Annotated in this window: 21 protein-coding genes, 1 tRNA gene, 1 pseudogene and 1 riboswitch; of the genes and pseudogenes, 12 read left to right on the top strand and 11 right to left on the bottom strand. The window is 68.3% G+C overall.

From position 1 onward, the window contains the following. Positions 1-19 precede the first annotated feature (19 nt). The 7 genes from IPG65_RS16240 to IPG65_RS16210 are packed head-to-tail and all read right to left on the bottom strand — an operon-like array spanning position 20 to position 5,731. Positions 20-1,120: a type IV secretion system protein gene (locus IPG65_RS16240; protein ID WP_293191790.1), complete on the bottom strand. Its 1,101-nt coding sequence runs from the start codon at positions 1,118-1,120 to the stop codon at positions 20-22. Between the two features lie 15 nt (positions 1,121-1,135). Next, a complete protein-coding gene (locus IPG65_RS16235) occupies positions 1,136-1,564 on the bottom strand; it encodes a hypothetical protein (RefSeq protein WP_293191788.1) in 429 nt (142 codons plus the stop codon). Then, the gene (locus IPG65_RS16230; RefSeq protein ID WP_293191786.1) at positions 1,561-4,035 is read right to left on the bottom strand and encodes a VirB4 family type IV secretion/conjugal transfer ATPase; all 2,475 of its coding nucleotides are present in this window, start codon (positions 4,033-4,035) and stop codon (positions 1,561-1,563) included. The genes IPG65_RS16235 and IPG65_RS16230 overlap by 4 nt, the downstream gene beginning before the upstream one ends. After that, a complete protein-coding gene (locus IPG65_RS16225; protein WP_257798766.1) occupies positions 4,028-4,360 on the bottom strand; it encodes a VirB3 family type IV secretion system protein in 333 nt (110 codons plus the stop codon). The genes IPG65_RS16230 and IPG65_RS16225 overlap by 8 nt, the downstream gene beginning before the upstream one ends. 15 nt (positions 4,361-4,375) lie before the next feature. Next, a complete protein-coding gene (locus IPG65_RS16220; protein ID WP_293191782.1) occupies positions 4,376-4,666 on the bottom strand; it encodes a TrbC/VirB2 family protein in 291 nt (96 codons plus the stop codon). Beyond that, positions 4,663-5,157 (bottom strand): lytic transglycosylase domain-containing protein, encoded by a 495-nt coding sequence (locus tag IPG65_RS16215; protein WP_293191780.1) that lies wholly within the window; start codon positions 5,155-5,157, stop codon positions 4,663-4,665. Before IPG65_RS16215 ends, IPG65_RS16220 begins: the two co-directional genes overlap by 4 nt. Positions 5,158-5,167: 10 nt before the next feature. Beyond that, positions 5,168-5,731, bottom strand: a complete 564-nt coding sequence (locus IPG65_RS16210; protein ID WP_293191778.1) for a hypothetical protein — start codon at positions 5,729-5,731, stop codon at positions 5,168-5,170. A gap of 99 nt (positions 5,732-5,830) precedes the next feature. Here IPG65_RS16210 and IPG65_RS16205 point away from each other — a divergent pair, with 99 nt between their 5' ends. Beyond that, on the top strand, positions 5,831-6,940 hold the full coding sequence (locus IPG65_RS16205; protein WP_293191776.1) for a rhodanese-like domain-containing protein: 1,110 nt from the start codon (positions 5,831-5,833) through the stop codon (positions 6,938-6,940). A gap of 12 nt (positions 6,941-6,952) precedes the next feature. Here the strand turns inward: IPG65_RS16205 and IPG65_RS16200 are convergent, their stop codons facing one another. After that, entirely contained in the window at positions 6,953-7,903 is a 951-nt protein-coding gene (locus IPG65_RS16200; RefSeq protein ID WP_293191774.1) for an autoinducer binding domain-containing protein, read from the bottom strand. Positions 7,904-8,873: 970 nt separating this feature from the next. Here IPG65_RS16200 and IPG65_RS16195 point away from each other — a divergent pair. Together IPG65_RS16195 and IPG65_RS16190 are read left to right on the top strand one after the other, a co-directional pair. Continuing rightward, positions 8,874-9,020, top strand: a complete 147-nt coding sequence (locus IPG65_RS16195) for a hypothetical protein (RefSeq protein WP_293191772.1) — start codon at positions 8,874-8,876, stop codon at positions 9,018-9,020. Positions 9,021-9,051: 31 nt separating this feature from the next. Beyond that, on the top strand, positions 9,052-9,357 hold the full coding sequence (locus IPG65_RS16190) for a hypothetical protein (RefSeq protein WP_293191770.1): 306 nt from the start codon (positions 9,052-9,054) through the stop codon (positions 9,355-9,357). 39 nt (positions 9,358-9,396) lie between these two features. Here IPG65_RS16190 and IPG65_RS16185 read toward each other — a convergent pair whose 3' ends face one another. After that, a complete protein-coding gene (locus IPG65_RS16185) occupies positions 9,397-9,627 on the bottom strand; it encodes an AlpA family transcriptional regulator (RefSeq protein WP_293191768.1) in 231 nt (76 codons plus the stop codon). 429 nt (positions 9,628-10,056) lie between these two features. On the opposite strand from IPG65_RS16185, the gene IPG65_RS16180 reads away from it, so the two are divergent. Together IPG65_RS16180 and IPG65_RS16175 are read left to right on the top strand one after the other, a co-directional pair. Then, complete coding sequence (locus IPG65_RS16180) at positions 10,057-11,202, top strand: hypothetical protein (protein ID WP_293191766.1); 1,146 nt, start codon at positions 10,057-10,059, stop codon at positions 11,200-11,202. Then, positions 11,199-12,977 (top strand): ATP-binding protein, encoded by a 1,779-nt coding sequence (locus IPG65_RS16175; protein ID WP_293191764.1) that lies wholly within the window; start codon positions 11,199-11,201, stop codon positions 12,975-12,977. Before IPG65_RS16180 ends, IPG65_RS16175 begins: the two co-directional genes overlap by 4 nt. A gap of 278 nt (positions 12,978-13,255) precedes the next feature. On the opposite strand, the gene IPG65_RS16170 is transcribed toward IPG65_RS16175, so the two are convergent. Continuing rightward, positions 13,256-13,331, bottom strand: a tRNA-Asn gene (locus tag IPG65_RS16170). 75 nt (positions 13,332-13,406) lie between these two features. Beyond that, a riboswitch (TPP riboswitch) is annotated at positions 13,407-13,515 on the top strand. 82 nt (positions 13,516-13,597) lie between these two features. On the opposite strand from IPG65_RS16170, the gene thiC reads away from it, so the two are divergent. From thiC to thiD (IPG65_RS16135), 7 genes and pseudogenes are all read left to right on the top strand, one after another. Beyond that, the gene (gene thiC / locus IPG65_RS16165; RefSeq protein ID WP_293191762.1) at positions 13,598-15,478 is read left to right on the top strand and encodes a phosphomethylpyrimidine synthase ThiC; all 1,881 of its coding nucleotides are present in this window, start codon (positions 13,598-13,600) and stop codon (positions 15,476-15,478) included. Between the two features lie 63 nt (positions 15,479-15,541). Continuing rightward, complete coding sequence (locus tag IPG65_RS16160; RefSeq protein ID WP_293191760.1) at positions 15,542-16,687, top strand: FAD-dependent oxidoreductase; 1,146 nt, start codon at positions 15,542-15,544, stop codon at positions 16,685-16,687. Continuing rightward, positions 16,684-16,911, top strand: a complete 228-nt coding sequence (locus tag IPG65_RS16155; RefSeq protein WP_293191758.1) for a MoaD/ThiS family protein — start codon at positions 16,684-16,686, stop codon at positions 16,909-16,911. The genes IPG65_RS16160 and IPG65_RS16155 overlap by 4 nt, the downstream gene beginning before the upstream one ends. 184 nt (positions 16,912-17,095) lie before the next feature. Next, positions 17,096-17,350 carry an N-acetyltransferase gene (locus tag IPG65_RS16150; protein ID WP_293191756.1) on the top strand — a complete coding sequence of 85 codons (255 nt, stop codon included), beginning with the start codon at positions 17,096-17,098 and terminating at the stop codon, positions 17,348-17,350. Then, complete coding sequence (locus tag IPG65_RS16145) at positions 17,347-18,183, top strand: thiazole synthase (RefSeq protein ID WP_293191754.1); 837 nt, start codon at positions 17,347-17,349, stop codon at positions 18,181-18,183. Before IPG65_RS16150 ends, IPG65_RS16145 begins: the two co-directional genes overlap by 4 nt. Next, complete coding sequence (gene thiD / locus IPG65_RS16140; RefSeq protein ID WP_293191752.1) at positions 18,180-19,781, top strand: bifunctional hydroxymethylpyrimidine kinase/phosphomethylpyrimidine kinase; 1,602 nt, start codon at positions 18,180-18,182, stop codon at positions 19,779-19,781. Before IPG65_RS16145 ends, thiD (IPG65_RS16140) begins: the two co-directional genes overlap by 4 nt. 55 nt (positions 19,782-19,836) lie before the next feature. Next, positions 19,837-20,652 (top strand): annotated as a pseudogene (gene thiD / locus IPG65_RS16135) (bifunctional hydroxymethylpyrimidine kinase/phosphomethylpyrimidine kinase); the annotation flags it as partial. Between the two features lie 47 nt (positions 20,653-20,699). Here thiD (IPG65_RS16135) and IPG65_RS16130 read toward each other — a convergent pair. Further along, on the bottom strand, positions 20,700-22,958 hold the full coding sequence (locus IPG65_RS16130; protein WP_293191751.1) for an FUSC family membrane protein: 2,259 nt from the start codon (positions 22,956-22,958) through the stop codon (positions 20,700-20,702). Positions 22,959-23,112: the final 154 nt, after the last annotated feature.

The raw sequence follows: 23,112 nt of genomic DNA, 5'->3' as shown, positions 1-23,112 counted from the left end.
TCCTTCAACTGGTTGATGACTACGCTCGGCCGCGGAGTGCGGCGAGCTTGTAGGCAGCGGTCTTCACCGCGCCGTATCCCTGGCGGACTACAGTGCCCGCACCGGCGGCCATGGCACCGGCTGCGCGCCCAGTGGCAGTGGCTGCCGCGCCCGTGGCGTGGCCTGCGGCGTAGGGAATGCCTGCGCCGGCCCGGACCACACCACCGGTTGCACCCGCCGCACCGGCGCCTCTGGCGGCGGAAGACGAGCGCAAGCCCGAGACCATCATGGCGTTCTGAATCATCTGGATGCCCTGCTGGACTGCGGCACCGCCGGTCAGGGCGGAGGCGAGGCTCGGGGCCTGGAAGCAGATGATGGCCATGAGGATCATCAGAACGCAGTAGCGCGTGGCCTCGCCCAGGACGTTGAACGTAGCTCCCAGGAAGCCGCCGCCGCTTTGGATGGCAACGAATATCTGGTTGCCCATGAACGCACTCAGACCCAGAGCGAAGAACGCGAACCAGGTCAGCACGACCGCGTTGAGGACCATGGACAGCCAGCTGTCGAAGAACCGCGCCGTCGGCCTGAAGGCAAGACAAAGGATGAACAGTGGTCCGACGGCGATCACGAACGTCAGGAAGAGCTTCGAGAGCGTGACGACAAAGAGCGCGATGCACAGGAAGATCACCGAGCCGATGGAGAAGACAACGGCGGCAAGCACGAGGTCCAGCCGGAACATGCTGGCCTCCTTCATGATGTCCGCGACCTGCGAACTGGCGTCGTCGTTGAACTTGTCCAGCAGGGCATACGGCGTAGCAACCGTAGCCGGATCGACTGCCGACGGAAGGAACGTGGACGCCACTCCCATCGCAAGAGAGTTCGCAGTGTCGGACACGTTGCTGATGTAGAAACCGGACTGCAGCGCGAAGGCCAAGACCAGGCCGATCTTGAAGACCTTCCACATGAAGGTGGGCAGCGTCTCAGAAACTTCATTTCGAAGAACTGCCCATCCGTACAGCGCGATCCAGATCGTCATCGCGCTCAAGGCAATCGGCGCGATCGCAGTCATGAGCGTGGACACGACGCTCAACACGTAGGTGCTGAGCACGGCGTCAAACTGCGAACCGACCCAATTGAACATGGGAGCCTCCTGCGTCTACTGCACTGCCGATACCGGCAGGTTCAGTGGGGGGCGTGCGTGCATGTCCACGCACTTCCCGGCCATGTCGGGGTACTGGCACCAGAGCCAGGCCGAGCCCTTCTTTGCGATCCAAAGGCGCGAGAGCTTCTGCGTCCCATATGTCGATTCACGACAGGTCGTGGGTCGCGCGAACGGCTCTGTGCATTCGCGTAGACCGGCCGAGGTTTCAACCATGTGCCATGGTCCCGGATGACATCCGGCATCCGCAGCGCAAGGCTTCGCCTTGCTTGCCGGTCCGGTGGCCGGCACCGGCGGCGTCTCCACCTTCTTCGTCCCATCGGGCATCACCTTCACGGCCTCGTTGCCCTTGACGAACTGCGCGCTGGCGGTGGTGGCGGCGAGTGCCAGCGCGACCAGCGCGAGGAGATGACGAACAGCTTTCATGCGGCTCTCCTGGAGGTACGAAACCTGCGATCGTGAACCTCACGAAGGAGAACCGGAAGCCATTGAAACGGATCGTTGCCATGCCGTTCGCGCACGGCATCGAGCAGGGCCACGTTGTCGGTGGTGGCCGAGAGCACGGTGATGAAGTCCTCGAGCCCGGCGAGGTCAAGCTCGCAGATCGCGCTGGCGTGCCCCTGCTTGACCAGGAAGCGCCGCCCGCCCTGCGCGCCGAGGCTGCGAACGATGTCGAACTCGGCCTGCGTCAGGCCGAAGCCGTCGACGTATTCCTCGCGCACCGCCTCCGGATTGGCAAGGAAGATCTTGGTCACGCTCTGCTCGATCATCGTGCGGCCGATGGGGTGGCGCAGCACGTCGGACGGGCTCTGGGTGTCGAAGATGCCCAGGCCGTTCTGCTTGCGGATCGTCTTCTGCTTCTGCTTGGCGAAGTCGCTGAAGATCTCGTGGTCCAGCGCCTTCCAGAACTCGGAGATCACGTAGATCAGCCGCTCGCCGTTGACGAGTTCTTCCATCACCTGCAGCAGGTACATCATCACCGGCGTGCGGACCTCGGGCAGGTCGAGGAACTCGGTGGTGTCGAAGCCGATGACGTTGGCGGCGTGCAGGTCGAGCAGGCGGTCGTCGGCCTGGTCGAACACCCATCCGAGCGCGCCGCCCTGGCACCAGCGTCCCAGCCGCTCGAAGAGGCTGTTCTCGCCCGCCTTGGGCAGGTTCTGTCGGACGGTCGAGAAGCGGCGCAGCGGCGCCGGCATCATTGCCACGGCCTTCACCGCATCGGCGATGGCACGCTCGTCCGCCGGCAGCAGCGGCAGGGCCGGTGTCGCGATGCAGGTGCGGATCAGCTGCTCCCAGAACTGGACACGCGCCGGCGTCGGGTCGCGCTGCAGCGGGTTGCAGCCTGTGGGCTTGCCGGCTTCGAGCGTGAAGTAGCGACCGCCCAGGGCCCGGATCGCGATCTCGCAGCCGCGGTCCAGGTCGAAGAGCACCAGGCGCGGTGCCGGGTCCCACTTGCGCGTGAGCGTCAGCAGGAACATCTCCAGCGTCGTCTTGCCGACGCCGGTCGAGCCGATGATCAGCGTGTTGCCCGGCAGCTTCTTGTCGGCCGAGTCCTCGCCCTCGGGGCTGCTGTGCAGGTTCAGGTAGAAGGGCTGGCCCGAGGGCGTGCGCAGCAGGGCCAGCGCCTCGCCCCAGGGGTTGCCGTCACGCTTGCCGCGGGCGAAGTTGTGGCCGCTGGACAGCGCCGCGAAAGCGCGCGACGACAGCTTCGCATCCCGGGGCCGCCATTGCCAGTTGCCCGGCATCTGCGCGAACCAGGCGGCATCGGCCACGAGGTCCACTGGGGACATCTGGAGGCTGGAGGCTTCGCCGACGGCGCCGATGGCCTGCGCAGCGCGGCGGCCGGCATCGGCCACGTCCTCGCCGAAGACGACCAGGCTGTAGTGGTACTCGCCCATGCAGAACTGGCCGTCGCCGAGTTCGTTCAGCGCCACGTCCATCTCGGCGACCTGGCTGGCCACCACGTCGTCGCTGGCGATCAGCTGGTCGCGTTGCAGTTCGAGCGCGCGCATGGCCTCACGGCGCGGCAGGATCGAGAAGCTCTGCGTCTCGATGAACTCGCTGGCCTCGTAGAGCAGCGCGTTGAGGATGCCGGGCTCCACCGCGTCGGCGTACTCCTTGATGTCCACCAGGGCCGCGTAGCGGCGTTGGTCGCCCTGGCGCAGCTCGAGCTTGTCGCCGCCGAAGGACAGGCGGGCGATCGGCAGCGTCCGGTACAGCGGGCCGGCGGTCATCGGAATCGGCCGCCAGCAGCCGTTGACCAGGTAGCCGAGGAACTCGGCCAACTCGGAGTAGGTCCGGCCGCGCCGCTCGCGTGTGCCGAGCAGTTCGGGTCCGAAGCCGCGCAGCACCCGGCCGACCAGGGCTGTGCGCTCTTCCATCACGCGCAGGGCCTCGGCCTGGGCTTCCGCGATCGCGGCGCGGGTGCGCTGCGTCGATTGCAGGGCGCGGCTCACGCGCGAGACGTTGGGCCGGTAGACCAGCGTCAGGTAGAGCTCGTTGCTCATCATCCGGCGCTCGCCGAGCTTGGCCTGGTAGGCCTGGGACAGGTCGCGCGCGAAGCCGGGCTGCGCCGGGTCCTGCAGGCTGTCGCTGACGACGCGGTGCAGGCGGTGGGTCCACACCGCCCACTGGCCGCCGGCCAGGTTGCGCAGCAGGCTGCACAGCGCCTCGTGCCGCTCGCCGATCTGGTGCTCGTCGGCGCACTCGAAGGCCACGCCGTCGAGCCGCCAGACGCGCAGGTAGTCGCCGCCGCGCGTGATCACGTCGTGCGGGCTGACCAGCGACGAGAACGGGACGAAACGGGCCAGCGGGTTCTCCGCCTGGGCCTGCGTCCAGTGCCGGGGCCTGAAGCTGCTGCGGCCCGGCCGTGTGTCGGCGCCGTTGGGCTTAGACATGCCAAGCATCGCGGGCTCCCCGGTAGAGGGTGGGCGCGTAGCTGCGCGCATGCCAGAAGCGGCGGTTGCGGTCGTGCAGGCGCAGCTTCATGGCGACGAACATCTGGCGGAAGCGCTGGTCGTCCTTGGAGGTGACGAAGCGCATCCACAGCAGCGCGGGAACGAAGGCCACGACCACGCCGAGGGCGATCCACCAGCTCACCAGGGTGCCGCCCCACATGATCAGCAGCATGCCGGTGCCGAACAGCACCACCAGCGGCACGAGCGGGATGCCCAGCTTCATCGCCGGGCGCGTGGCGCCCTTGTAGATGGCTTCGCCTTGCATGGTCGCGCTCGCCGGTCAGGTGACGATGTAGCTGGCGAAGGCGGCGGCGCCGCCCACCAGGGTGCCGCCGATGAGCACGTTGGCGACATCGGCCAGGCGGGCACCTTGGAAGATCATCTTGAAGCCGGCCCAGATGATCGCGATGGTCACCACCGCGATCGAGATCGTCACCAGGATGGTGTTGACGTTCGTGACCGTGGTGTTGATCTTGTCGAAGCCCTGGGCGAGGGCCGCTTGCGACAGCAGGACCGGCACGATGGCGGCCAGGGCCGGCGCGGCGCGCCGGATCGATGCGAGGGGTCTCATACCTTCTCCTTCGGTTGGGCGGTGGGAACGGCGCGTGCGGCGACCACGACCTTGCGCACGTAGCCGTGGCGGAAGCCGGTGGCGAAGTTGCCGCTGTAGTAGCAGGACAGGGCCTGGCGCAGGGCCACCTGATCCACCGCCTTCGACGCGGATCCGCTCGCGCGGTCGAAGCACTCGGCGAGCACGGTCTGCATGGCGGCCAGGTTGGCGCAGGGCTCGAAGGCGGATTCCACCGTCAGGCCGAGCCGCTCGAAGTTGGCGACGTTGATCTGCCCGAGGCCGACGCTGAAGTTCCAGCCGGCATCCCCCAGGGCCTTGGCCGTGGCCAGAGCCTCGGCGCGGCTCCGTGGCTGACGCACGAGCGCACCACCCACCACGCCGATCGCCCACGGGTTGAAGGCGCTCTCGACGCTGACCAGGGCCCGCGCCGTGTCGGCGTGCACCTGCGGTGCACAGGCCAGCGCCAGCGCGAGGAAGACGGAGGCATCCATGGCGGATGCCTCAGTAGCCGGACTCGGCGACCGGAGCCGGCGGCGGCAGCGCGGCGAACCACGCGGCGTAGTCGTCGTCGAACTTGGTGTCCCAGGTGCCGAGCTGGGCCTTGGCGGCCGGGGTGTACTCGGTCACCGTGTCGCCGCCCATGTTCCACCAGGTGCGAGTGAACGGTGCGCCGTTGATGTTTACCGTGACGGCACCGGCGTAGTCGCAGGAGTAGATCGGCCCGCTCTCGCCGTCGAACACGCGGGTGTACTGCGGCGGGCAGTAGCCGGGCGCGCTGGCCCAGGTGTTGTTCGCCGAGTTGCCGGCGCCGGCCATCGAGCAGACCGGGAAGGGCTTGCCGCGCGCCAGGTCGCGGTGCAACTGGTTAATCGTCGGCACGCACTCGGGGATCGAGCGCCAGCTCGGGGCGGCCAGGCACAGCAGCACCTTGCAGCCGTCCACGGCGCGGGCCTGTGTGCTCGCGCCGAACAGCGCGGCGAACGCCAGAAGTACTACGCCGAACCGCGCCAGGAACCCCCACTTGGCAGCGCGGCGGGGCCGGTCTAGAGTGCTGTTTGCTTCCATGGCGGGTCCTTGGGTAGAGGAGACCGAGGGGCTTCGTGTCAGGGGGCACCACCGCGCCCCGTTCGCAAACTCTAGGTTCCCCACCCACCACTTCACGCGATGACTTCGGGTCAAGAATCATCGGATCGAGCGCGCAAGCCGAACAAGCCGCCGGAGATCGAATCCCTTGCGGGTGCCTTCCATCCCCATGCGATCGAGGTGCAGGACTTCTCGCACTACGCACTCGTCATCGATGTGCGAACACGAGAGGAATACGAGGACGATCACATCCCCGGTGCGGTGCAGTTCTCGCCCGCCGTGGTCAGCCAGAGGCCCCTGGTGACGGGGCAGTCCGACGCTCAAAACCGAGCATTGGCGGCGCAGGACAGTGCAGCTGATGCCGAGTTGCCGGCTTCGCTCGCCGCGCTCGTTGCGCCCTTGAAGTTGGACCAGGCCATCCTCGTGTACTGCGGACGAGGCGGACTCGACAGCCTGCCTGTCGCGCGCGCGCTTCGGTGGCGTGGCTGGAGCGTCGACGTGCTCCCTGGAGGGTGGATCAACTACCGCCGCTGGGTGCAGGCCGGCCTGGAGGTTCTGCCCAGGATGGCGACGTTCCGTGTGGTCGCCACGTCGCTGGGGTGCGAAGCCGACCGCGTCTTGAACGCGCTGGCCACCGTTGGCCACCAGGTGCTCAACGTTGAAGCGCTGATGGTGCGGCGGCGTGGATCGATCTCGTTCTGTGATGCGAAGCAGCCCTCGCAGGCCTGGTTCGAGAGTCAGTTGCTGCAACGACTACGTTCTGTTGATCCGCGGAGGCCCGTCTGGATTGGCGATGTCGAGGCTCAAGTCGGTGAGCTGCAGTTGCCAGGATCGATGGCCGATGCACTCGGCGCAGCGCCAGCGGCTCCGCTAGAGGCGCCAATCCAAGAGCGCGTCAACCGGTGGATCGAAGACGAGCCGGCCTGGGCTTCTCCATCGGATGCAGTCGATGCGATCGCCTCGTGGAGCCCACCGCCGGAAGGCCGCTTGATCGAGCGATGGAGGGAATTGTCCTTGCGTGAGCTGGCTGGCCTGGTCGCCAGCGTGCTGACTGACTACCTCGATCGACGGCAAGCCGCCCGACTCTCGCTACGGACGGCCAAGTCGAATGGCATCGCGCCGCTGGTGGTCGACTCGCTGAATCAGGACCAACTGGCGCGTGTCGGTGCGGGCGTGGCAACCGACGCCTGAAGCCGCCGCGACTTAGCCGATCAGCAGGCCGCACTCGACGGCAAGGCGCGCGGCCAGCCGGCGGTTCGGCACCCCCAGCTTCATGTTCATGCGCTGGAAGCGGGAGTTGATCGAGCTCTTGCTGACGTGCAGTTCGGCCGCGATGCGCTTGCTGCTGTGGCCCTGATGCTCGTGCCGGAGCAACTCAAGGTCAGCCTGCGTGATGCGGGCCTTGACGATCAGCTCGCGCCGGATTCGGGCCAGCCACCAGTCGTGCAACTCGGCAGCGAGCAGGCGGGCTCCGAGGCGGAAGCGGCCAAACCCTTCGCCGTCGAAGAAGTGTGGCTGGGTCGATCCAAGACACAGCAGGCTGATCCGCGAGTGGCCGGCGCCGGAGTGGGCCGGCACGAGGGCAGCAGATGCAAAGCCATTCTGCTGAGCCAGCGCGATCACTCGCTGGCCCTCGGCGTCCAGCACTGGCAGTGAACTGGCCGGGATCGGCTCCGAATGGTGCGCCGCGTAGGCCAGCCACGGGTCGTGGGCGAAGCAGCCGGCTTCAAGGTATCGCTGGCACCAGTCAGGCTCGCACACCAGCATGAAGCGGCAGGCGGACAGATCTGCGTTGTCGCGGATGAAGCTCACGAAGACCGCGTGCTCGGCGCCGAGCGCATGGACGCCTTCGGCGAGCAGCGCGTGAACCATGGCCTGGTCCCTGGCTTCGCCGATGCGTTCGGCGATGGCTGCCACGTGCTCGGTGTAGTTGGCAGCCGCGACGATCCGCGCCAGCGCCGATTTCTCAGGGTTCGCCGGCGTCGATGCTTCGCCAGAGTTCGTCGGCGTCTCGCTTGAGGCTGACGTGGAGTAGCGGGTGCTCGAAGCGGATGGGGTCGTTGTCGCACCATCGCCTGAAGTGCTCCGCGTCCGCGAACTGGACGGACTGCTGCGTTCGCAGCCCACGCCGGGGGATTTCTTCTCGCTCGACATAGAGACCTCCTGCAACGCGTTGTAGGAAGAACCGGACTTCCCCCCTCCGGCCTTCGGCGCTTAGGGTCCGAGCGCCCTTGGACGCTGCCCCGTTGGTCGCCGTCCCCATGGCTTCTACCGGCACGACACGCCGTGGCAGGCCAGGGCGTGTCACGCGGTCCACCGAATGCCCCTCGCTTGGATTGGCCCGGGCACGCGTCGAGACGTCGTCGCCATGCGACATTCATCGAACAACTGTGGCGCATTCAATGCCGCAACGGCTGCGGCTGGCGCCTCGGGGAACCGGCGCATACCTGCTCCAAGCAATGAAAGGGACTACACGATCCGCTCGGACAGGCGGCTTGTGGTGGCCCGCATAGGACGGGCTTCTACACAGGTTGTAGAAGACTCCAAGAGATGTCGCGCTGTCCACCTCTACGTTGAAGTTTTTGGTAAGCGATCGTATGTGGGACGATGGGCTAATACGCGACTAGCACGCAACCTCTTGAGCGCCAATCTCGGCGTCGGCGGTGATGTTGAGTGCCCCTGCGTTCATCGGCCGCCCGATGTGCGAACCGTAGCGTCGCGCGCGCCGTCGCAAGGGCCTTTCGCGGCATAGGCCGGTGCCCTCCCGCCTGCGGCGGTCCCCTCCCAGCTATTCCACGGTGCCCTTGCGTCCGCGCTTGTTCGCGGCGCTGTCGGTGTCGCACGGCGACCGACGAATGCGGGGCAGCAGTCCGCTCAACCCAACGCCCGGGGATCAACAGCCAATCCGGCTCCCTCGGAAAACAGGGCAGGCGGTTTTTGGGAACCGGAAGGCAGAGGAGGTATTGATGCAAGTTGATCTTGAAGGCAGCGATGGGGCACGGCGCCGTTTACGGGAAGTTGCCGTGCCGTTCAAAACCTGGGCGTTTTCCTGGCCAGGGGTGCCGCCGTGATGCGTTGTCGAGGGACGGTCGCGAAGTGTCATCAACCAATGGAGTTCATCATCATGGAACCCACGAAGGAGTTGCTCTCGGTGCGGCTGGCCAGCCTGGTGCCGTCGCGATTCAACGTTCGACGCCACTCGGTCGGTCAGGTCGAGGAACTGGCGGCGCTGATCGAGGCGCAGGCTGACCGGATCGCGCGGGCGGGTTGAACCCGCCCGCGCGATCCGGGTCGGAGGATTCATGTGGCTGCTGGTTGCTCGCGAACCCCGGCCGGACGCGCCTGACTGGCCCGGCCGGCGCGTGCTTGCGGCCCTCGATGCGGTCGCCTGGCCGCTGATGTGGGTGCTGTTTATCCGGCAAGTGCCTGGGCCCGCAGGCCTGGTCGGTCCGTTCGTCACGGCGTTGGCCGTCCTGCTCGGGCTCGGTCGACTGCACCGCGCGCTGTGGGTCAACCACCGCTACTGGTTCACGACCTGGCGCTGGGGCAAGGTGCTTGCCGCAATGTTGCTGATCGGCGCCGTGATGAAGCTGTCGATGTCGGCGTAGGTCGGAACGCTTGCGAGGGGTTCTCTCGCGGCGAGGGTGTTAGTGCGACACGGTCGGCCGGCCGGCGCTCCACTGCTCAAGGTCAATGCGGCGCCACGCCACGGCGCGCTTGGCCAGTCGCACCGGCGACGGGAACTTGTCCTCGGCCATCAGCCGGTAGATCGTCGACCGGCCGAGTCCGGTCATGCGCACGACGGCAGCCATGCGGACGAACACGGCGGGCTGCACCTCGGCGGCAGGCGGTATCGGCTGGGTCTGCGTCTGGCTCATCAGGCGGCTCCTGGGCTGCGTCTGAGGAGAACTCTAGGCGCTGCAGGTGCGCCCGGGAACGATGACTTTGGCCCCAAAAGTGTCGGCCAGATGGTTTGTCGTCGTACTGCCTTCGCCATGCGCAGCTTGCCCGAGATCGGGTTGCACCTCACTATGCGCAGGCTAGTGTCGTCAACCCGCGCTGTGCGGTACCGGAGCGATAGCACGCTTTGGCACGAGCGGGTACCAGGGGCTGACCAGTCCTAACTAGCTGGCTTACGCCGCCGGCTGTCGCCTTCGGCTTCACTGGTCCTGCGCCCAGCAGACCCGCGAGAAGACTCCCTGAGAGAATTCAAGGCGCAAAGAATGCGAAACAGGCCGCGTCAGCTCTGCGCTTAGCAATTTTGGAGGTAGCTCGTGATTCCAGTCGGAGACATTTACAACAAGGGCGTGAACTTCTTGATCGGGTCCGGCGCGTCAAGTGGGCTCTTTCCGACCTTGGAACTCGAGTTGGTCAAGGAAGATGGTACGCGGTGGTCAGTGGAGGAACTGGGCGCCCACATGACGAACACGAGCGACAAGCGCTACACACCACTGTTCATGCACTACTACCTCGAGTGCATCCTGCCGGCTCAGAGATTCGCCGTTGCGAATGTGACCGATGAGGCAGGCAAGGCTGTCCTCGCGAACTATCGAACCTTTTTGCAGACGCTGCTGACGATGGTTCAAAGACGGCCGGCTCAGGATCGGCGATGTAATGTCTTCACCACCAACTACGACGGCTGTGTCCCCCTTGTCGCCGATGAGATGCTTCAGGAGGGCACACGTGACTTTGTCTTGAACGATGGTACCCGTGGCTTTCGCACGAAGCTGTTGGAAGCGCGGAACTTCAACAACTTCCTGTGCAATAGCGGTGTGTTCGATCGACACGTCACTAGCGTGCCGCAGATCAATCTCATCCACCTGCATGGCTCGGTCTACTGGAGGGAGACCGCTCGCGGTATAGCAGTTGACTACAACCAAAACCTCAAAGGGTTGCTCGACGATGCTGCTCAGGCCAAGCTGGCTACATTTTCGGTTGCACTGCGAGCAAAGGAAGGCAAGCTCTCAGACGTTCCGACGCCAGACTTCACTGACGATGAACTGCAAGCCTTTCGAGCCGCTTATGAGCAAGTGCCGATCGTCAACCCAACGAAGTGGAAGTTCCATCAGACGGTCTACGAGGAGCACTACTACCAGATGCTCCGGCTCCTAAGCTACGAGCTGGAGCGACCAAATGCCGTGCTGGTGACGTTCGGCTTTTCATTCGCCGATGAGCACATCCTAAATCTGGTGAAGCGGTCGCTGTCGAATCCGAGCCTGCAAGTTTTTGTCTGCTGCTACAGCCAACGGTCGTACCAGAAGCTGACTTCACACTTCGGGCAGTACGCCAACGTCAAATGCTTGGTCCTTGACGGTGATACGCCGATGACTTTCACCGAGTTCAATACCCGGGTTCTTAGCCTGCGGAGCACGGTAGCGGGCGATAGCAGTGCGAAGGGCCAGAACGGCGAAGGCCAAGGACAAGCTGCGGCGGCGTCAGAGGCTCTCAAATGACCATCCGCGTCGGGGAAGTCATCGCCGTTCAGGGAATCAGGATCACGCTTCGGATTGACGACGAATCGAACCAAGAGACGCTGTTCTACAAGGGCGAGAAGTTCAAGGGCGTGTCCATTCGGGAGTATCTGTCGATTCAGCGGGGCTTCCGCGAGATCGTGTGTATCGTCGAAGGTGAGTACCTTGACGAAAGCCGCGTGGAAGCGACGGATGGCAAGGTCCGTTACGTTCGCAAGGTTGAGGCGCGACCGATCGGGTTCTTCGATGTTGATGGCTTCAAGCAGGGCATCAAGTACATGCCGATGATCCACGACCCGGCTATCCTCATCCAAGAGGAGCGGATAGCGTCGATCTTCGATCGGCAAGGCACCGGCGGTGACTTCCGCATAGGGACGATGCTCAAAGAGGAGATCGCCGTCAACCTGCCATGGAAGCGGCTCTTCAACAGTCACATTGGCATCTTCGGCAACACGGGGAGCGGGAAGTCGAACACGCTGGCAAAGCTCTACACGGTCCTTTTCGAGCAGAAGCTTGACGCGATTCAAGGGAAGAGCCGATTCGTTCTCCTCGACTTCAATGGTGAGTACACGGGACAGCAGCTGGCGCCTGCAAACACTAAGATGGTGTACGCGCTATCGACGCGAGCCCCTAAGGAGGGCGAGCAACCTGTAGCCCGATTCCCGCTCGAAGCTAACGAGTTCTGGGACTTGGAAACTCTGTCGCTCCTCTTCCAAGCAACGACGAACACGCAACGACCGTTCCTTAATCGTGTGATCGAAGGACGCCGCCGATATGAGGCGAACCCTGGCTCACTGACGGCGTACACCAAAAAGAAGTTCCGGGACGCTTTCTGCGCAGGTCAGCCGAAGGCTGCGACTCTCGACCTGATGAGGTCGGTTGCGAGGACTGTTCAGAACAAGGCGTTGGAAGACTTGCTAAAGGGGGTTAACTGGCATTCCCAACAGAACAAGTTCGTCAGCGGTAACTGGTGGTTCGACCAAGATGGCACGAGCTATGACGCGGCAATTGCCCCTACCGTTGAGACAGTTGACGCGGGAAATCTCGACGCGTTCGACCAACTTGTCCTGCGAGCGAATCTTCAGTTGATCAGTGACTTGATCAACGGCTACGTCCAGTTCGACCACATTCAGCCTCTTCTGAAGCGAGTCGAGTCGTCGCTCGTGAGCCTTCGACGGGTGCTCACCGTCGGACTAGGTGCGCCGATTGACAGTCTGGTTACGGTGATTTCGATGCGGCGCTGCAACAACGAGACAAAGAAGGTGTTGCCGTTGTTGTTCGCGAAGCACTACTACAACACGCACCGCGAGACAGTAGGTACGCCGCCGGACAAGACGATGCACCTAATCATCGACGAGGCTCACAACATCCTGTCGCAGCAGTCGAATCGGGAGAGTGAAAGCTGGAAGGACTACAGGCTCGAACAGTTCGAGGAGATCATCAAGGAGGGCCGGAAGTTCGGCGTCTTCATCACGGTGGCCAGCCAGCGTCCAGCGGACATCTCGCCGACGATCGTGTCGCAAATCCACAATTTCTTCATTCACCGTCTAGTAAACGAGCGCGACCTCTTCCTGATCGACAACACGATCACGACGCTCGACAGCCTGTCGCGCAGCTTGATCCCTGGCTTGTCGCAGGGATGCTGCGTTGTGACCGGGACAGCCTTCGATCTGCCGATGCTCCTGCAGGTAGAGCGGCTGCAGAAGGCGAAGCAACCGGACAGTGAGGACGTTGATCTTGAGAAGCTGTGGGGCTGAGCGTCGCGCTGTCGTCCTGCCTGACATACGGTCTGCCACAACGGCAGAGAAGCGCAACAAGCGGTCCGGCGCCGTAGATTGGTCGGATAGAAGAGTCGACTTCGGTGAGTCAGGCTGCGGCGCCGGTACGTTCCTGATGCGGCGCCAGTGCAACGGTCGGTCTGGGGTGCAGTGGTGGAAGACCATCGCCCTTAAAACTGGCACCAGACTGGCACCAGCCACCAAGCCCAGAAAGCAAAAAAGTCAGCAGGCGCTAACCTGCTGACCCTTGCATTTCTTGGCTCCCCGACCTGGGCTCGAACCAGGGACCTACGGATTAACAGTCCGGCGCTCTACCGACTGAGCTATCGGGGAACAAGCCTTGCATTATATGCTGAAATTTACCGTCTTCGACGAAGCGATGCGCGCGGCGTCATCGCGCTATCATGCGGGCCACTCCGGGGTGCCCGCGCCAAGCGTGCTGAGATGGCTGAACGTCAGCCGAACCCGTCAACTTGATCCGGTTAGCACCGGCGTAAGGAAGAGCAGGACTGCAAGGCGACGCGCACCGCAAACCCCGGTGCCGACGCGGCGAAGGCGGCCCCCGGAGTCTGTTGACCAGCCCACCAGGAGACCCGCCGATGAACGCCCCCGACAAGCTCGCCCACCTGCTCGCCCTCACGCGCGAGCCCCTTCCCGCCTCCACCAAGGGCGCCATCGCCGGCAGCCGGCCGGACCTGCGCGTGCCGGTGCGCGACGTGCGCCTGACCAACGGGCGCGAGGTGTCCTTCTACGACACGTCGGGCCCGTACACCGACCCGGCGGCTGCGATCGACGTGCGGCAGGGCCTGGGGCTCGTGCGCGGCGCCTGGATCGTCGAGCGCGGCGACACCGAAAGCTACGAGGGCCGCCTGGCCCACATCCTGGACGACGGCGGCAAGCTGGAGGCGCGCGACGCCGAGCGCATCGATCAATTGCGCCGGCAGGCCGCCGCGCTGCAGCGCCAGCCGCGCCGCGCCCGGGCCGGCGCCAACGTCACGCAGATGCACTACGCGCGGCGCGGCATTGTCACGCCGGAGATGGAGTACATCGCCCTGCGCGAGAACGGCCGCACGGAGTGGACGAGGGAATTCGTGGGCGACGCGAAGCGCGAGGCGCGCCGGCGCGGCAACCCCATGGGCGCCACGATTCCGCAAATCATCACGCCTGAGTTCGTGCGCGACGAGGTGGCGCGCGGCCGCGCCATCATCCCGGCCAACATCAACCACCCGGAAGTCGAGCCGATGATCATCGGCCGCAACTTCCGCGTGAAGATCAACGCCAACATCGGCAACAGCGCCGTCACCTCCAGCATCGAGGAAGAAGTGGAAAAGCTGGTCTGGGCCATCCGCTGGGGCGCCGACAACGTGATGGACCTTTCCACGGGCCGCAACATCCACACCACGCGCGACTGGATCATCCGCAATTCGCCCGTGCCCATCGGCACCGTGCCGATCTACCAGGCGCTCGAAAAAGTGGGCGGCATCGCCGAAGACCTGACGTGGGAGATCTTCCGCGACACGCTGATCGAGCAGGCCGAGCAGGGCGTGGACTACTTCACCATCCACGCCGGCGTGCGCCTGCCCTTCATCCACCTCACGGCCGACCGCGTGACGGGCATCGTCAGCCGGGGCGGCTCCATCATGGCCAAGTGGTGCATTGCGCACCACCAGGAGAGCTTCCTCTACACGCACTTCGAGGACATCTGCGACATCATGAAGGCGTATGACGTGTCCTTCAGCCTGGGCGACGGCCTGCGCCCCGGCTGCGCGTCCGACGCCAACGACGAGGCGCAGTTCGCCGAGCTGCGCACGTTGGGCGAGCTGACCCAGGTGGCCTGGAAGCACGACGTGCAGACCATGATCGAAGGCCCCGGCCACGTGCCCATGCACCTGATCCAGGCCAACATGACCGAGCAGCTCAAGCACTGCCACGAGGCGCCGTTCTACACCCTGGGCCCGCTCACCATCGACATCGCGCCCGGCTACGACCACATCGCCAGCGCCATTGGCGCCGCCATGATCGGCTGGATGGGCACCGCCATGCTGTGCTACGTCACACCCAAGGAACACCTGGGCCTGCCCGACCGCGACGACGTGAAGCAGGGCATCATCGCCTACAAGATCGCCGCCCACGCGGCCGACGTCGCCAAGGGCCACCCGGCGGCGCGTGCGAGGGACGACGCGATCAGCCACGCGCGCTTCGAGTTCCGCTGGGAAGACCAGTTCAACCTGGGTCTGGACCCCGACACCGCGCGTGAATTCCACGACGAGACCCTGCCCAAGGACGCCGCCAAGACCGCGCACTTCTGCAGCATGTGCGGCCCCAAGTTCTGCTCGATGAAGATCACGCAGGAGGTGCGCGACTTCGCCGCCGCCAAGGGCTTGAGCGAGCAGGACGCGCTGGCCGCCGGCATGGCGCAGAAGTCCGACGAGTTCAAGGCCGCGGGCGGCGAGTTCTACGTGCCCATTCAGCCGGTTTGAAGGAAAATAGGCCTCCAGCCCGCGCGGATGTTGCGGGTATAGCTATGAGAATGATGGCACTCCATGTCTGAGTCCCTGCACGTCGGCATCGCCGGCGCCGGCCTGCTGGGCCGCCTGGCGGCGTGGCAACTGGCGCGGCAGGGGCACGCCGTCGAGGTGTTCGACCCCGCCCCGGATGCCGGGCCGCGCTTTCGCGACGGCTTCGCCAGCGCCGCGCAGGCCGATGCCCAGGCGCAGGCGGCGGGTTTCACCGCCGCCGGCATGCTCAGCCCCATCGCCGAGTTGGACAACGCCGAGCCGGCCCTGGCCGCGCGCGGCTGGCGCTCCATCGCGCTGTGGCGGGACATCGCCGCCGCGCTGCCCGGCCAGCCGTTCTTTTCCGCGCAAGGCAGCCTGATGCTGGCGCACCGCGCCGACCTGGGCAGCGCGCAGCGCGTGCTGGACCGCCTGCGTGCCGCCTGCGCGTCGCCCGCGTGGACGGCGGCGAGCCCCCCGGAGGGCGCGCGGGCGCTGGCACCGGCCGAGCTGCGCGCGCTGGAGCCCGCCGTCAGCGGCCCCGCCCACGCCTGGCTGCTGCCCGGCGAGGCGCAGATCGACGCCGTGCAGGCGCTGCTGGCCTTGCATGCCGCCGCCAGCGGCAGCGACCGCGCGCGCTGGCACTGGGGCCGGCGCGTGGAAATCGCGGAAGAGGGCGGCGCGCTGCGCCTGGCCGATGGCGAAGCGCGGCATTTCGACTGGGTGCTCGACGCGCGCGGCCTCGGCGCGCGCCCCGGCCTGCCCGTGCGCGGCGTGCGCGGCGAGCTGGTCTGGCTGCACGCCCCCGGCCACGGCGTGCGGCGCCCGCTGCGCCTGCTGCACCCGCGCCACCGCGTCTACATCGTGCCCCGGCCGGGCGACGTGGTGCTGGTCGGCGCCAGCGAGATCGAGAGCGAGGACCGCTCCCCCGTCTCGCTGCGCACGGCGGTCGAGCTGATGGCCGCCGCGCACAGCGTGGTGCCCGTGCTGGCCGAGGCGCGCATCTTGCACCTGGACGTGAACCTGCGCCCGGCCTTGCCCGACAATGGCGCCCTGGTCCGGCGCGACGGGCGCTGCCTGCGCATCAACGGCCTGTTCCGCCACGGCTGGTTGCTGGCGCCGGCGCTGCTGGAAGAAGGCCTGGCGCTGATGGCGCACGCCGCCGCGCCGCCGCAAGAGGAACGCACCGCATGACTTCAACCCTCGCCGCCCCCACCATCCGCATCCGCCTGGAAGACCGTGGCCTGGACTTGGCCGCCGGCACCACGCTGGCACAACTGGTCGATCAACTGGGCCACGCCCCCGACGCCGTGAGCACCGCGGTGGACGGCCAGTTCGTCGCCCGCGCCCAGCGCGCCCAGCGCGTGCTGCAGAGCGGCGAAACGGTGCTGTTCTTCAGGCCCATCGTGGGCGGCTGACGCGCGGCCATGAACCCGTGCATCCGATTCGCCCACGGCGGCGGCCTCGCGGGCGTCCAGCGGCTGTACCGCGCACTGCGCCCCCACGATCCCGAGCTGGCTCCCGACCTCGCGGCCGCGCGGTGGAACGAGCTGACCGGCCATCCGCACATCCGCGTCGTCGCCGACGCGGGCGGCCACCTGCATGATCGCCACCCTCCCCAACCTGGCGTCGGGCGGACGTTCCGTCGGGCTCATCGAACACGTCGTCACGCTGCCCGAATTCCGCGGCCAGGGGCTGGCGCGCCAGGTCATGGCCCAGGCGCTGGACTTCGCCTGGTCGCGCGACTGCTGCAAGGTGATGCTGCTGTCCGGCGCGCGCCGCGCCGAGGCGCACAAGCTGTATGCCGCGCTCGGCTTCGACGGCGACGTCGAGCGCGGCTTCGTGATCAAACCATGACTTCTCCAGTACCTCCCGAACCCACCCCGCCCGCCGACCCCTGGCAGGTCGGCGACGTCGTCCTGCGCAGCCGCTTCCTGCTGGGCACCGCCGGCTACCCCTCGCCCCAGGCGCTGGCCGAGGCCATCGCCGCGTCGGGCACGCAGATCGTCACCGTGGGGCTCAAGCGCCAGCTCAGCGCGGCGGGCGACAACGGCTTCATCGAGATCATCCGCGCCGCCCTGCGCACCCAGGGCGCGCGCCTGCTGCCCAACACCGCCGGCTGCCGCACCGCGCGCGAGGCGGTGCAACTGGCCCACATGGCGCGCGAGCTGTACGGCACCGACTGGCTCAAGCTGGAGGTGGTGGGCGACGAGCACACGCTGCAGCCCGATCCCTTCGAGCTGGTCGCCGCCGCGCGCGAGCTCGGCAAGGAGGGCTTCACCGTCTTCCCCTACTGCACCGACGACCTGGTGACCTGCCAGCGCCTGCTCGACGTCGGCTGCCCGCTGCTCATGCCCTGGGGCGCGCCCATCGGCTCCGGCCAGGGCCTCATCAACCCCTTCGCGCTGCGCACGCTGCGCGAGCGGCTGCCCGGCGTGACGCTGATCGTCGACGCCGGCATCGGCGCGCCCAGCCACGCCGCGCAGGCGCTGGAGATGGGCATCGATGCCGTGCTGCTGAACAGCGCCGTCAGCCAGGCCGCCGACCCGGTGCGCATGGCCGGGGCGTTCCGCCAGGCCATCGAGGCGGGGCGCGCCGCGCGGCTGGCCGGCGTGATGGCGCGGCAGGACTTCGCCGTCGCCACCACGCCCGTCACCGGCCAGCCATTTCTGATCGGAAATGCCCCGTGACCGGCGTGGATAAAGCGCAGACAGCTCCTGAATCAGGAGCGCGCCCGGTCGTCTGGAGCATCGCCGGCACCGACTCCGGCGGCGGCGCCGGGCTGTCGGCCGACCAGCGCGCGGCCGACGCCTTCGGCGTGCACGTGTGCCCGGTGGTGGCGGCGGTGACGGCGCAGAACTCGCGCGCCGTCACGCAGGTGCAGCCGGTGTCGCCCGAACTGCTCGACGCCCAGTTGGCCGCGCTGGCCGACGACCTGCCGCCCGCCACCGTCAAGACCGGCCTGCTGGGCGGCGCGCCCCACATCGCCGTGGTGGCGCGCTGGATCGACCGGCTGCGCGAGCGCGGCCCGGTCGCGCTGGTGGTGGACCCGGTGCTGGGCGCCAGCACCGGCGCCGCCTTCGCCGACGCCGCCGCGCTGGCCGCCTACCGCGACCTGCTGCTGCCGCGCGCGACCCTCGTCACGCCGAACGAGAACGAGGCGCGGCGGCTGGCGGGCGCGGCGGAAGGGGGTGCTCCCACGCTCGCCCGGCACCTGCGCGCCCTCGGCGCCGCCGCCGTGGCCGTCACCGGCGGCGACAGCATGGGCCACCCCGGCTGGGCGCTCGACTGGATCGACACCCCGCACGCCCACGGCTGGCTGGCCCTGCCGCGCCTGCACGCGCCGCACACCCACGGCACCGGCTGCACCTTCGCCACCAGCGCCGCCGCCGCGCTGGCGCTGGGCTTCGCGGCGGCCAACGCGCTGGTGCTGGCCAAGATGGCGACCACGCACGCGCTCGGCCACGGCTACGCGGCGGGGCAGGGCGCCGGGCCGGTGGCGGCGCGGGCTGGCTTTGGCGCGCAGGCCGGTCTGCTGCCCTTCATGTCGTGGGGCGATCACTTCGATTTCGATAGCTGCTCACACAGCGTGGATGCGGGCCAGAGTCCGATTCCGCTTGAAACCATCGGCCTCTACGCCATCGTCGACAGTGCCGAGCGCGTGCGCCAGGTGGTGGCCGCAGGCGTGCGCACGGTGCAACTGCGCATCAAGACCCCCGACGCGCCCGACGCTGCGTGGCACGCCGCGCTGCGCGTGTCCCTCCAGCAGGCGGCCGGCATCTGCCGCGCCGCCGGCGCCACCCTGGTCGTCAACGACCACTGGCGCCTGGCGGCCGAGCTGGGCGCCCCCGCCGTCCACCTGGGCCAGGAAGACCTGCTGGCCCTGGGCGACGCCGGCCGCGCCGGGCTGGCCGCCAGCGGCCTCGCGCTGGGCATCAGCAGCCACAGCCTCTGGGAGCTGTGCCGCGCCCGCGCGCTGCGGCCCTGGTACGCCGCCTGCGGCCCGGTCTGGCCCACGCTGACCAAGGCCATGCCCTGGCGTCCGCAGGGGCTGGACAACCTGGCCTGGTGGGTGCGCATGGCCGGCCTGCCGGTGGTGGCCATCGGTGGCATCCTGGCGCCGGCGCAAGCCACGCTGGCCGCGCGGAGCGGCGCCAGCGGCGTGTGCGTGGTGCGCGGGCTGGGCGACGAGCCGGCGCGCACGCTGCCCGCATGGCAGGCCGCGATGCAGGCGGGCCGCGCCGCGCCGCCGCTGCCCGTGCCGGCGCTGCCGCATCCCTCGATTTGATATCGATTTGATAGCTGCGGGCGAAGTACCCGCGCTGGCTGAAAGCCAAAACACCATGAAACCCACCGACCCGTCCGCCGAATACGTCCGCGTGCTCACCATCGCCGGTTCCGACTCGGGCGGCGGCGCCGGCATCCAGGCCGACCTGAAGACCTTTGCCGCGCTGGGCTGCTTCGGCATGAGCGCCCTCACCGCGCTGACGGCGCAGAACACCGTGGGCGTGGCGGCCATCCACGCCGTCCCGCCGGACTTCCTGGCCGCGCAGATCGACGCCGTGGTGGGCGACATCGGCGCGCACGCGGTCAAGGTCGGCATGCTGCACGCGCCCGACATCGTGCGCACGGTGGCCCGGGCCATCGACCGGCACGCGCTGCCGCACGTGGTGCTCGACCCGGTGATGGTCTCGGCCAGCGGCGCCACGCTGATCGAGCCGCCGGCGGTGGCCGCCGTGGTGGCCGAGCTGTTCCCGCGCGCCGCGCTGGTGACGCCCAACCTGGACGAGGCCGCGCTGCTGCTGGGCCGCCCCATCGCCCGCGCCGCCGACATGGCGCCCGCCGCCCAGGCCCTGCTGGCGCAGGGCGCGCGCGCCGTGCTGCTGAAGGGCGGCCACCTGCCGGGCGACGAGGTGCTCGACGTGCTGGCCATCGCCGGCCAGCCGCCGCGGCTGCTCGCGGGCGCGCGCATCGCCACGCGCAACCTGCACGGCGCCGGCTGCACGCTGTCGTCGGCCATCGCCGCGCACCTGGCGCTGGGACAGCCGCTTGGTGATGCCGTCGAGGCCGGGCGTGGCTACGCGCGCCAGGCGCTGGCGGCCGGCGCGGCCGTGCGCACCGGGCAGGGCGTCGGCCCGCTGGACCATGGCTTCGCGCCGCGGCGCAGATCCGCCGGCCGCTGCCGTGCGGCTGAGGCGCGCCGGGTTCAGGGCTGCGGCGCGCCGGGCGGCCCGGCCAGTTCCGCCAGCACCCGCTGCGCATCCCCGCGCACGTCGCCGGCCAGGCCGGTGGCCAGCCGCAGGCGGCGCAGCAGCCAGGGGCTGGCGTCCTGCACGAAGGGGTCGGGCAGGGCTTCGGGCACGGCGGGCAGGGCCGGCTCGGCGCCGCCGGCGGCCGGGATGTCCGGGTGGCCGCTCCAGGGCTGGGCCAGGTCCAGCGCGGCCTCGATCCACGCCCCCGCGTCGTGGATCGGCTGCGCCACGTCCGTCGGCCGCAGGTGCTCGCGCCGCAGCAGCAGGATCGACTGCACGGCGCTGAGCTGGCCCAGCAACTGGTAGCCGTGGCCCTGCAATTGCTCCAGCAGCGCCAGCGGCGGACGCACGGCCCGGGGCTCGACCAGGGCGCGGCCGGTGGCCTGCACCAGGGCCGACAGCGCGTCGTAGGCTTCGCGCCGCGCCAGGCGCCAGGCCAGTTCGGGCTGGGCCGCGATGTCGCCCAGCGTGGCCATGGCCAGCGAATGGCGCGCGTGCAGCGCCAGCGCCCGGCAGACGCGGCGCACCAGGCCGGCGAGCTGGTCGCGCTCCCACGAGGGCAGCACGTAGGAGAAGGCCCAGGCGATGCCGGCGCCCAGCAGCGTGTCGCCCACGCGCTCGATCAGGGCGAAGGTGGGGCTGCCGACCGCGTACAGCAGGTGCGCCTGCACCAGCCCCATCACCGACGCGGCCACCGCCGTGGTCATGTAGTGCCGCACGGCGAAGGCGTGGGCCACGCCCTGTCCCACGGTGACGGCCAGCAGCAGCACCAGCGCCGGCGGGTGCAGCGCCAGCAGGCCGGTGGCCAGCAGGCTGCCCACCAGGGTGCCGACGACGCGGGCGTTGCGCCGCTCCAGCGTCTGGGCCAGGTTGCCGCGCAGCACCACGACGATGGTGAGCAGGATCCAGTAGTCGTGCGAGCCCCAGGGCAGCAGCATGGCGACGGCGTAGCCGGTGCCGACGGCCAGCGCGGCGCGCAGGGCGTGGCGCAGCGCCGGCTGCCGCCAGTGCCACACGGTCAGCAGCGGCTGCAGCGACCAGTAGGCCGGGCTGACGAACAGTTGCCAGCTGGTGCGCACGGCCGCCAGGTCGGGCGCGGCGTCGCCGCGCGCCAGCGCCGTCAACTGGCGCACGGCGTCGTCCTGGTGGCCGATGCGGAAGCTGACGCTGTGCAGCAGCGCAACCTGGGCCAGCACCTGCGCGTCTTGCGGGGCGTCCAGCGCCTCGGCCTCGGCGCGCTCCCGCAGCGCCGCCAGGTTGTCCTGGTGGTCGTGCGCGGGCGGCGGCCGGCGGCCCAGCAGCAGGGCGTCGGCCACGGCGTCCACCTCGACGGCCATGGCGCGGTAGATGCGGGCGATGCGCTCCAGCGCGGGCGCGTGGGCGCGGTCGGCGCGGTCCAGGTCCAGCTCGGCGGCGATCAGGTGGTCGCGCATCTCCAGCACCACCATCAGCATGCCGGCCAGCCGCTGGCGGCGTGGCGTGCGCGGGGATTCGAGCACCATGTCGCGCGTGGCCTGGAGCTGGTCGGCCAGCGCGGCCTGGCGCGTGAGCAGCTCGTCCACCTGGCCGGCGCGGGCATCGCCCGGCTCGGGCGCCGCCAGCTGCGACACGCGGTCGGCGTGGGTGCGCAGCAGGGCCGCCATGGTCAGCAGCAGGTCGGCCAGCAACTGGGCGCGGTAGCGCCCGTTCAGCGCCAGGTTGGCCGCCACGGCGTAGACGACGTACAGCGCCGCGCCGAGGGCGCAGTACAGCGTGCGCGCCAGGGCCTCCGGCGGCCCGCTGGGCGGGTGCGGCGACAGCGCGAACAGCATGGCCATCATCACGGCGACCGCCACCGGCATGCCGCGCTTGCCCCAGGCCATGCCGAGGAAAGCGACGAAGGTGGCGGGCACCAGCAGCAGGCCCAGCTCGATGGGGTGCCCGCGCAGCAACTGCACGGCCCCGAACAGGGGCACGCCGACCAGCGGCGCGGCCAGGAGGTGCGCCAGCTTGCCGCGGCGTGGGCGCACCACGTCGGTCACCAGCGCCGTGATGACGCCGACCGTGGCGTTGGCCGCCGCCTCGGCGCCCCAGCCGGCGTGCACCAGCGTGGTGACCAGGAACATGCCGACCGCGACCGAGGCGCCGTTGAGCACGTGGGCGCTGAGCAGCGCGCGCAGCAGCGCGCGGCGGCGCGCGCCGCTCCACCAGGGGGGTGCCGCGGGGGTGATCATCCGGCCGGCTCCGCCACCGCTGGATTCTTTAACATAACCAGGCTGTAACCCGCATGCCATCTGCGCGGTGAGCTATTGAAAGAGTAGCTTATAGCGACCCTCGAAGCGCTGATCAAGGCGACTGCGGTGGACATGGGAGGGCATTGTCACACGG

Source organism: Ottowia sp. (assembly GCF_016703145.1).
Lineage (GTDB): Bacteria > Pseudomonadota > Gammaproteobacteria > Burkholderiales > Burkholderiaceae_C > Ottowia.
The sequence above is the reverse complement of the archived record's forward strand: the minus strand, read 5'-3'. Positions and strand labels throughout refer to the sequence as shown.